Annotated in this window: 11 protein-coding genes and 1 pseudogene; 2 read left to right on the top strand and 10 right to left on the bottom strand. The window is 60.7% G+C overall.

Annotated elements, in window-relative coordinates:
- Positions 1–67: 67 nt before the first annotated feature.
- From Q0T48_RS22060 to Q0T48_RS17010, 4 genes are all read right to left on the bottom strand, one after another.
- Entirely contained in the window at positions 68–208 is a 141-nt protein-coding gene (locus Q0T48_RS22060) for a hypothetical protein (RefSeq protein WP_366888108.1), read from the bottom strand.
- Positions 209–314: 106 nt separating this feature from the next.
- On the bottom strand, positions 315–995 hold the full coding sequence (locus Q0T48_RS17020) for a c-type cytochrome (RefSeq protein ID WP_295958602.1): 681 nt from the start codon (positions 993–995) through the stop codon (positions 315–317).
- 9 nt (positions 996–1,004) lie between these two features.
- Positions 1,005–2,276 (bottom strand): molybdopterin-dependent oxidoreductase, encoded by a 1,272-nt coding sequence (locus Q0T48_RS17015; RefSeq protein ID WP_295958599.1) that lies wholly within the window; start codon positions 2,274–2,276, stop codon positions 1,005–1,007.
- 91 nt (positions 2,277–2,367) lie between these two features.
- Positions 2,368–2,757 carry a putative sulfate exporter family transporter gene (locus Q0T48_RS17010; protein WP_295958596.1) on the bottom strand — a complete coding sequence of 130 codons (390 nt, stop codon included), beginning with the start codon at positions 2,755–2,757 and terminating at the stop codon, positions 2,368–2,370.
- A gap of 171 nt (positions 2,758–2,928) precedes the next feature.
- Between Q0T48_RS17010 and Q0T48_RS17005 the strand changes: the two genes are divergently transcribed.
- Complete coding sequence (locus Q0T48_RS17005) at positions 2,929–3,276, top strand: hypothetical protein (RefSeq protein WP_295958593.1); 348 nt, start codon at positions 2,929–2,931, stop codon at positions 3,274–3,276.
- A 328-nt stretch (positions 3,277–3,604) separates the two neighbouring features.
- On the opposite strand, the pseudogene Q0T48_RS17000 reads toward Q0T48_RS17005, so the two are convergent.
- The 3 genes and pseudogenes from Q0T48_RS17000 to Q0T48_RS16990 all read right to left on the bottom strand — a co-directional run bounded on the left by Q0T48_RS17000 (position 3,605) and on the right by Q0T48_RS16990 (position 5,440).
- A pseudogene (locus Q0T48_RS17000) lies at positions 3,605–4,077 on the bottom strand (sugar phosphate isomerase/epimerase).
- A gap of 36 nt (positions 4,078–4,113) precedes the next feature.
- The gene (locus tag Q0T48_RS16995; protein WP_295958590.1) at positions 4,114–4,428 is read right to left on the bottom strand and encodes a MocE family 2Fe-2S type ferredoxin; all 315 of its coding nucleotides are present in this window, start codon (positions 4,426–4,428) and stop codon (positions 4,114–4,116) included.
- A gap of 19 nt (positions 4,429–4,447) precedes the next feature.
- Positions 4,448–5,440, bottom strand: coding sequence for a fatty acid desaturase (locus tag Q0T48_RS16990; protein WP_295958587.1), 993 nt, complete (start codon positions 5,438–5,440; stop codon positions 4,448–4,450).
- Positions 5,441–5,558: 118 nt separating this feature from the next.
- Between Q0T48_RS16990 and Q0T48_RS16985 the strand changes: the two genes are divergently transcribed.
- Positions 5,559–6,608, top strand: a complete 1,050-nt coding sequence (locus tag Q0T48_RS16985; RefSeq protein ID WP_295958584.1) for a LacI family DNA-binding transcriptional regulator — start codon at positions 5,559–5,561, stop codon at positions 6,606–6,608.
- A 592-nt stretch (positions 6,609–7,200) separates the two neighbouring features.
- On the opposite strand, the gene Q0T48_RS16980 is transcribed toward Q0T48_RS16985, so the two are convergent.
- Genes Q0T48_RS16980 through Q0T48_RS16970 form a run of 3 tightly spaced genes read right to left on the bottom strand, consistent with a single transcriptional unit; the run spans position 7,201 to position 9,379 of the window.
- A complete protein-coding gene (locus Q0T48_RS16980; protein ID WP_295958581.1) occupies positions 7,201–8,109 on the bottom strand; it encodes a sugar phosphate isomerase/epimerase in 909 nt (302 codons plus the stop codon).
- A gap of 23 nt (positions 8,110–8,132) precedes the next feature.
- Positions 8,133–9,065, bottom strand: coding sequence for a sugar ABC transporter substrate-binding protein (locus Q0T48_RS16975; RefSeq protein ID WP_295958605.1), 933 nt, complete (start codon positions 9,063–9,065; stop codon positions 8,133–8,135).
- Positions 9,065–9,379, bottom strand: coding sequence for a MocE family 2Fe-2S type ferredoxin (locus Q0T48_RS16970; protein ID WP_295958578.1), 315 nt, complete (start codon positions 9,377–9,379; stop codon positions 9,065–9,067). The genes Q0T48_RS16975 and Q0T48_RS16970 overlap by 1 nt, the downstream gene beginning before the upstream one ends.
- Positions 9,380–9,540: the final 161 nt, after the last annotated feature.

The raw sequence follows: 9,540 nt of genomic DNA, 5'->3' as shown, positions 1-9,540 counted from the left end.
AACCGGTCACCGTCTCGCGGTAGAAATTTTCCGCTAGCACCTCTTCGAAGCGCATGGCGTAGGTGGCCTAGTCGTTGCGGAGACTGTCCAGACCGACGACCTCATCGCCCGGCCGAGCGCAGCGGCAGATTTTCGGTTTACACACCGCGAGCGAACACCAGCCGTGGAATGGTTTGGGCGTCCAAGATGGACAGTGCGGATGCAGCAATGGCAAGCTGCACAAGGAAAGAGCGGCAATTCGTGGATGTCCTTTTTGTAATTTCGTCGGGTTTTCTTGTTGTCGCCAGGACTGTGTCCTTGGCGATGGGCTGGGCTTATTGCTTCAAAACGAATTTTGCGAGTGCCTTGACCTCTGCGGGTTTCAGCGCTACGAAAGGAGGCATCGCGGCACTGCCCCATTTGCCAGTGCTGCCGCCGCGGATGCCGGCCTCCACATTCGACTGCGCCTGCGGATCAGCCTTGTACTTTTCGGCTATCTCGTGATAGCCCGGTCCTACGATCTTCTGGGTCAACCCGTGGCAACTCAGGCAGGCGTTGCTCTGAAGGAGTGCCTGCACATTGATATTGGCGCCAGTAGCGGGCGGCGTGGCGGCAGCACTCGTGGCCGTCGACGGTGTTGGCGGTAGTGTCGATACAGCAATCACGCTGGCATCGTTGGCTTTGGCAGATCCGTAGGAGACTGCCAAGTAAGCACCAATCTGCTTGACCTCGTCATCGCTGATCGGTGCGCCGTAGGTGTACTGCATCTTGGCCACCTCGGCGGTCCATTGCGTCTGTGTCATGCCGGGCGGCTGGTATTTAACGTAGTCGGCAGAATGGCACATGGCGCACTTTTGCATCGCGATGGCATAACCTGGAAGCTTCGAGAGTCGCAGTTTCGACGTGTCGGGCTGCAGCTTGATGCCTGACGGCGCAGGCATTGCAGGGAAAGCCATGAACGCGCCGAAGGCGCACGTGACAACAATGACGCGGGCCAAAAAAATGGTGAGTTTCATGCTGCGTCCTCAGGCGATGTTGACTGGCGTGGACTCGATCACGTGGCGGCGGTAGCCGGCAGGATTCCAGTCGGCTGTTGTGGGCTGGCCTTCACCCTCTTGATTGGTTGCCCGGACCATGAGCACAGCGCGTCCCTTCCTGGCGAAGCTCACCGGTGCGCGCCATTCACGAAACGAGAAGCGCCCGAGATCCTCGCCAAGCGTTGCCGCCGTCCAGCTGTGACCGCCGTCGGTGGAAACCTCCACCGTCTTGATCCCGGCACCGGCATCGAACGCGATGCCCTTGAGCTCGATCCGACGCGCGGACGGAAGAACGTCGCCAGCCTGGACGCTTGTGATGAAGCTGCGCACAGGCAGCGTAGAGATTGGCCGCGTCTTCGCCGCAGCGGACCCTGGTGCAACGCATTGGCAATCGTTGTCGGGCACGCGGTAGGCGCTCGTCATGAACAACGCGTCATGCCCGTCGAAAATATGGTCGATGACCTCGATCTCGGAAAGGTGCTTGACCCAATATGTGCCGAAGTAGCCCGGCACGATGAGCTTGACCGGATAACCATTGAGGAAGGGTAAATCTTTGCCGTTCATGCTCCACGCAAGCATCGGTTCGCTCTGCAGCGCATGTTCGATGTCCAGGGCTTTGCGGAAGTCAGAGGTTGCCGGCAGTACCGGTGTATCGAGGCCATTGAAAGTCACCTGCCGAGCACCCGCTGCGACGCCCGCCTTCTCGAGTACTTTGCGCAGCGGCACACCGACCCATCGTGCATTGCCCATAGCGCCATTGGCGAGCTGCGCCCCGAATACGCGCGGGGACGAGTACCCGCGGCTGTTTCCGGAACACTGGTTGACGGCAACAATTTCCACGGGCTCGGCCAAGGCCTTCAAGTCGGCCAGAGAAAGACTCAATGGCGTTTTGACCTTCCCCTTGACAGTGAGGCGGTAGGTGGCCGGGTCAACCGACAGCGGAATGTTGGCTAGGTGATAGCGCACGAAGAAAGCGTCGTTGGCGGTGATCGGGCCTTCATTGAAGACCGCGAAAGGGGTCTCCAGGTGCGGTGGCCGGGTCGTCACGCGAATCAGTGGACGCTTCTGAGGGTAGGTCACTAGCGGCCGCGGTCCGTCCGCGAAGGTTACGCCCTCACCGGTATCCCGGAAGGCCGCAAGCACGCCGAGCGGTGACGCGCCCAGAGCCAGAAAACCAGCGCCCTGGACAAAGCGTCGGCGGGACGAAGCGCGCTGGGCGGTGTGCTGCGCAGAGAGGGTGGTGTCGCGTTCTGATTTCATGGGCTATCTCCATTTGCTATAAAAATTTATGAGAATCCGGTGGCGATCCAGGGCATTGCTTCCATTTAGCACGGCACGGATGCATTGATCGTCACACCGGTCCAGCCCACGTTGCCGATGTCCTAGAAGGTCTGGCACAGGCCATAAAGATGGTGCCCAGGCGCAGCAGGTTAGCTTTGGAGAATGTCAGGCCCACATCGGCCATCGCGCCAATGCGTGGATAGACAGTGTTGCCGACCACCACGCCCAGCACGATTGCCAGGGTCAGCGCGCTGATACCGTTGAATTGCAACCAGCCGAGCTTGCCCAACTGGATGGACGGGCATGCCAGGGCACCCGTCAACGCGAGGCAGGAACGCAACTGGTGGAAGCGCTGCATTGCAGCTGTGCCCCATTTGGTCTTGGAGGCGGGCGTAAGAGTCGGGTGTGCTGCTGTAGGGGTATGCATCGTTTTTTCCATCGCGTCTTTTTTGAAAGGCATGACGGAATTCTGAGTCGTTGCAATCTATCTGACAAATGGATACTTCAGATATAACCTAGTCGCCGAACCGGTAAATATGGATTTTTGATGCGATTGACATTACGCTAGCTTTTTATCTTTACCGCGGTGGCCGGTACAGGTTCCACAAAATGGGACTTGAAAACTCTGTGGGTGACCCATAACGCTGAAGTGAGAACAGATGACTTAGCCGCTTGGCAGGCCGTTGAAACTATCAACCTAAGTGCAAATTTCAACCATCTGGAAACACCTAAAACCAAACACGGCATGCCACAGGACATACGCATCTCTGCCGATGGAGTGCATGTGCTGGACTTCGTTGCTTGCCGACAAACTGTATTTATCGCAACAGGGGTGGGGGCACATGGTCTTTATCCCAGCCGCGATGACAAAAACCTCTACGTTGCGAACCGAGACAGCAACAAGATCCAAGGCAGCGCAAGTGGTCTGAGTGATGCTGCCGTCATTGATTTCGCAACCCAAAAAGTGCCACCAACATAGGTGCACCTAGTGGCGGAAATTATTCCAAGTTGAACTGCTGAGATCAGTCTGAAGCGGTCCGCCAACCAACTATTTCGAGGGACTGCGTCAGGCCGAAAGCGGCCATTCTCTGGGGTTGGCGGAGGGTTTCCCTTTGCTGCGCCCGACCCACTTTAATGCATCCGATCAACTGCTTAGCAAAGCCCGTTCTGCCCGGATTTGGCAGACCTAGGCTATGGAGATGATGCGGCCTATGCCAGCAGAAAATTTAAATTAAACAGCCCTTTAGCGTATATTCCACCTGCGCTAGCCGCTATCAATTTGATAATTTCCAACCCCATCCCCGCATTCAGCGCCGCTGCGGGAAATACCGATCTACATACCGCTGCATCTCCCCTCGCATGAACCGGCTGGAATCCTCCGCCCGCTCTTCCCACGCGAACACGCAGCTCGACATCACGCCGTCAAAACCCACCTCGCCCAGAGTCTAGAAAAACAGGTTCCAGTCGATCTCGCCCTGGCCGATGTCCAGATGCTGGTGCACACGGACCTGGGTGGAGCCGGGGGGTTGACGATGTAGCGCAGCTGGCTACTTTTCTTGTGGTTGAAGGTGTCGGCCACGCGCACATGGGCCAGCAGCGGCGAGGCTTCACGCAGCATGGCGGCCATGCGGTCTTTGGTGGCGCGGGGCATGACCCACCAGTCCAGAAAATCCGCGCGCGGCGACAGTTCTATCTGGTCGTAGCCCAGCTCGGCCGTGGCGCGGCAGAGCTCGGGCAGCGACAGGTGCCGGATCATGCAGGGGCCGAGCGCGATTTTCATGGGCTTCCGCTATTCATGCGTCCACATGGGCCGTGGTCACGCGCCCAACTGCACCAGCACCTGTCCGCCTTCGACCTTGGCCGGGTAGGTTTTCAGGTTGATGCACACCGGTGCGCCCAGCGCACGGCCATCGCGGATGTCGAAGCGGCCATTGTGCTTGGGGCACTCCACTACGTGTTCCATGACCAGGCCGTCGGCCAGGTGCACTTTTTCGTGGGTGCACAGGCCGTCGGTGGCATAGACCTTGCCGTTGTAGCGGTACACGGCATAGGTGTGCTGGTGGTGGTCAAAGCGCACCACGTCTTCGTCGTCGATATCGTCCAGTGCGCAAACGTCGGTCCAAGCGGTCATGGGAAGTCTCCTGGTGTTGTTAGATGGATACCACGGCGGCAACCGCAGCCCGGCGCTGGCGCAGCAGCGCGGGCAGGATGTCGCGCCAGGCCGCCAACAGGCTGGTGGCAGGCGCAGGGCATTGGCTGCGGATGGCTTCGTGCAACTGGGGCAGCGCGTGGTAGGGCACCATGGGGAACGTATGGTGCTCCAGGTGGTAGTTCATGTTGGCGTACAGAAAACGGAACACCGGGTTGGTGTGGAAGGTGCGGGTGCTGGCGCGGTGGTCGTGCACGTTCTCGTCCAGGCCCGCATGCTGGGTCAGGTTGAACACTTGCGTCAGCGCGCCTCCGTAAAAGCGCGGCCCCACCACCAGCATCAAAGGCAACGCGCTGTGCATCAGCCCACAGGCCAGCAGCAGTGCCAGAAAGATGGCGACATAGACGCGGGATGCGCGGACCACCTTGGGCCGCTCGGCCTCGGGGATGAAATGCAGGCCGTCCGGCGTGATCTGTCCGCAGGCATGGCGCACGATGTTGGCAATCTGCGCCGCGCCAGACTTGATGAAGAACAGGTCCAGCAGCAGGCCGCCCAGGCGCACCGGCTGGTGCACGGCGATTTCGGCATCGCGGCCCACCATCAGCGTGTGGGTGTGATGGCGGGTGTGGCTCCAGCGCCAGTAGTAGCCCTCGTGCAGCGTCATGAAGCCTGCGAGTTGGTAAAACGCCTCGTTGAGCCAGCGCGTCTTGAACGGCGTGCCGTGCGACAGCTCGTGCGCCCGGTGGTCGCTAGACGCGTACAAGATGCCGTACATCGCGAACGCAGGCAGACACCACCACGTGCCCCAGGCCAGCACCCCTGCCGTGCCGCTGGCTAGCAGCAGCGCCAGCCACAGGCCGTAGTTCCACAGGCTGTGGCGGTCGTTGCGCTGCATCAATTGCTTGAGCAGCTTGCGGTCGATGCTGGGGCTGAACCAGGGTGTGGCGTCGATGGCCGTTTCAGCGTCGCCGCGCAGGGCGTAGGGGTTGGACATACAAGGTCTCCGGGTGGGTGGTTTAGTGCCTTCATGGTAGGTGTGGTGCCCTTCAATTTGATGGTCATTCGGCATTTCATGGCATAAACTGGCATGCTCCATGACAGATGTGTCAAACATGCCCGCATCCTCACAAATACCGCCCTCCTTCCGCGCCACCATGGCCGATGTAGCCCGCGCCGCCGGGGTCAGCCCGTCCACGGTAGACCGCGTGCTGAATGCCCGCGTGCCGGTGCGCAGCGACACCGCCGACCGCATCCACGCAGCCGCGCAAACGCTGGGCTACCACCCGGTGGGGGTCATCCGGGCGCGCCTGCAAGAGGTGCGGCCCAAGCGCACGCTGGGCTTTTTGCTGCAGCAGCGCAGCTCGGCTTTCTACAGCGGCCTGGCCGACGCACTGACCACCGCCACCCAGGCCAGCACGCAGATGCAGGGCCGCGCCGTGGTGCGGTTTCTGGACGACCTGGCCCCCCAGGCGGTATGTGCGCAACTGACGCAATTGGCCCAGTCCTGCGACGCGCTGGCGCTGGTGGCCGCCGACCACCCCCACATCCACGCCGCTATCGCCCAGCTGCGGGCGCAGGGCAAGCCGGTGTTTGCCCTGGTGTCCGACCTGGACGCACCCGAGCGCGCAGGCTACGCCGGGCTGGACAACCGGCGCGTGGGCCGCACGGCGGCGGGCTTCATCATCCGGCAGGCCGCGCAGCCGGGGCAGATCGGCATCTTTGTGGGCAGCCACCGTTACCAGTGCCAGGAGCTGTGCGAGATGAGTTTTCGCTCGTATGTGCGCGAGCACGCCCCCGGCTTTGAAGTGCTGGAGCCGGTGGTGACGCTGGAGAGCGACCACTACGCCCAGGAAGCCACGCGCGACCTGCTGCAGCGCTACCCCGATTTGGTGGGCGTGTACGTGGGCGGCGGGGGGATTGACGGGGTGCTGCAAGCACTGCGCGACCACGTGGACCGCCAGCCGGGCGTGCCCCTGGTGGCCGTGGCCCACGACCTCACCCCCACCACCCGCGAGGCCCTGGTGGGCGGCTATTTGCAGGCGGTCCTGTCGCATCCCCTGCCTTTGCTGGCCGAGCGCTTGGTGCATGCGATGGCCGGGCCGGTGTCATCGGCGCAGCAGATCGTGGTGCCCATGGATATCCATACGCCCGAGAGTGTGTGAAATATGGATCTAGCGCTTATTTCATGGGCGCGAGAATCTACTTATTCAATAGCATCCAGGTTTGGGGGTTTAGGGGCATGGTCGCTCCCCGTGCCGATCCTGTCCTAAGCGGCCCAAAAAAGGGCGGCAGCGACTGGAACTCAAGCCAATTGAACCAATTAGTCTTTAGCCGAGTTGAATCCCTACTTGGCAGTTATCCATGAGGCAATTCGTCAAAGTCGTCCCGCCTCCATTGGGCGCGACAAACCTAAGGCTGTCTTTATCGCCGATAAAACGATAGCCATAGCACCACATATCCAGCTTCTCAACAATTACTCCCGGTCCAGGGTCGAACTTGAGTTGAAGGCTCACATCATTAGCAGAGGACCGAATTGTGAGACGGCCACCTGCAGTCTTCACATCCCATGGCGAAGTGTAGGCAGTCCACTCATTCCGATAAATAGAGAGACTCCGGCGTCCATATCCATTTATGCACTGAATCTGAAGGGGCCACTGTTGGACAAAAAGGCTTTTGTAGCGTCAGAGAAATTTACACAAAATGGCCCTCTAGCGCATATTCCACCTGCACTGGCAGCTATCAATTTGATAATTCTCAACCCTGTGGCTTGCAGTACTGGTCGATATAGCGCTGCATCTCGCTGCGCATAAACCGGCTGGAATCCTCCGCCCGCTCTTCCCAGGCGAACACGCAGCTCGACATCACGCCGTCGAAGCCCACCTCGCCCAGAGTCTGGAAGAACAGGTTCCAGTCGATCTCGCCCTGCCCTATGTCCAGATGCTGGTGCACGCGGACCTGGGTGGAGCCGGGGGGGTTGACGATGTAGCGCAGCTGGCTGCTTTTCTTGTGGTTGAAGGTGTCGGCCACGCGCACATGGGCCAGCAGCGGCGCGGCTTCACGCAGCATGGCGGCCATGTCGTCGCCGTAGTAGAAGGTGTGTGGCGCGATATAGGACAGGCGCAACGCTTTCGAGCCGATGTTTTGAACGATATCGATGGCGGGCTGCAGCTGCTCGATCCAGTCTTCGGGATGTGGCTCGACCGACAGGGTAATGCCCTCGCGCTCCAGGATGGGCAGCAGCTCGTCCATGGAGCGAAACCAGGCGGCCTCGCACATTTCCTTGGGATTGGCGCCGGGGCGCTCGCCCACCGAGCGCTCGGTAGATGCGCCGCGCCCGAACTCGCTGACCATCAGGGTACAGCCCATTTCCACGGACACTTCGATGGCTTTCTTCCAGCAGCGCACGGCCCACTGGCGCTCGTCTTCAAACGGGCTGGCCCAGCGGTACATGGGCTGCAGGCTGGCCAGGCCCACGCCGTGGCTGCGCATGGCGGCTTTGAAGGCGGCCATGCGGTCTTTGGTGGCGCGGGGCATGACCCACCAGTCCAGAAAATCCGCGCGCGGCGACAGTTCGATCTGGTCGTAGCCCAGCTCGGCCGTGGCGCGGCACAGCTCGGGCAGCGACAGGTGGCGGATCATGTAGGGGTCGAGCGCGATTTTCATGGGGTGTCTACCGGTGGACGGGTTCAGTTCTTCGACAGGTATTTGTCCACGTTGGACGGGGTGACCAGCTCGAACGGAATCCACACCGCAGCGGGCACTTTTTGGCCGCGGGCCATCTTCACAGCCGCGTCCACGCCGCCACCGCCCTGGCCATATGCGTCCTGGAACACGGTGACCTTGAGCTCACCGGCCTTCATGCTGGCCAGGGCATCTCGGGTGGCATCGACGCCGGCGACGATGGTGTCTTTCTTCATGTGGCCCGAGGCCTTGAGCGCCAGGATGGCACCAATGGCCATCTCGTCGTTGTTGGAGATCACGGCATCAAACTGCGTACCGGCCGACAGCCAGTTTTTCATCAGGTCGGCGGCTTCGGTGCGGCTCCAGTTGGCGGTGCGCTTGTCCACGATCTTCATGCCGGTACAGGGTGGCTTGGAGATCACGTCTTTGACGTCGATGCTGCGCTGCAGGGCGGATTCGTTGGCCAGGTCGCCGTCGATCAGCAGAATCTTGCCCTTGCCGCCCAGCAGACGGCAGACTTCGCGGGTTTGCAGCGTGCCCGAATCCACCTCGTTGGAGCCCACAAAGGTCACCTTGGGCGGGAACTTGGTTTCGCCAGGCGGGTGGTTGACGTAAACCAGGGGAATGCCCGCTTCGGTGACCAGCTTGGTCATCTTTTGCGTGGCCAACGAATCCACGGTGACGATGATGATGGCATCGACCTTTTGGGCGGTGAAGTTCTGGATCTGGCTGAGCTGGCGGCCAATGTCGCTCTGTGCGTCTTCCACCAGCAGGGTCACGCCCTTGGTTTTGGCGGCCTGGGCTTTCATGCCGTTGGCCACCAGCGTCAGCCAGGGGTTCGAGTCGGCCATAGTCACGCCGATTTTCTCGGCGTGGGCAAACGGGCTGACCAGCAAGGTGGTCAGTGCAGCCGCAATCAGGGTTTTGTGCAGGGCCATCATGCGCCCAGCTGCACCAGCACCTGCCCGCCTTCGACCTTGGCCGGGTAGGTTTTCAGATTGACGCACACCGGTGCCCCCAGCGCCCGCCCATCGCGGATGTCGAAGCGGCCGTTGTGCTTGGGGCACTCCACCACGTGTTCCATGACCAGGCCGTCGGCCAGGTGCACGTGCTCGTGGGTGCACAGGCCGTCGGTCGCGTAGACCTTGTCCTTGTAGCGGTACACGGCGTAGGTGTGGTTGTTGTGGTCAAAGCGCATCACGTCTTCGTCGTCGATATCGTCCAGTGCGCAAACTTCGGTCCAATTTGTCATGGGGTGTCTCCTAGTCGTTATTTAAGGCAATGCTGAACAAGGCCATTCAAAATGGCTCTTCCGGGGTACTGATAACAAGAATGCGCCGAATCCGGCCAAAACGAGTCGTTTTCTAACCCCTTGGGGCTAGGTTCGCGGGCCTTTGGGCCCACTTTGCGCCC

Origin of the sequence: Rhodoferax sp., from assembly GCF_025354435.1 — a bacterium.
Lineage (GTDB): Bacteria > Pseudomonadota > Gammaproteobacteria > Burkholderiales > Burkholderiaceae_C > Rhodoferax_B.
The sequence above is the reverse complement of the archived record's forward strand: the minus strand, read 5'-3'. Positions and strand labels throughout refer to the sequence as shown.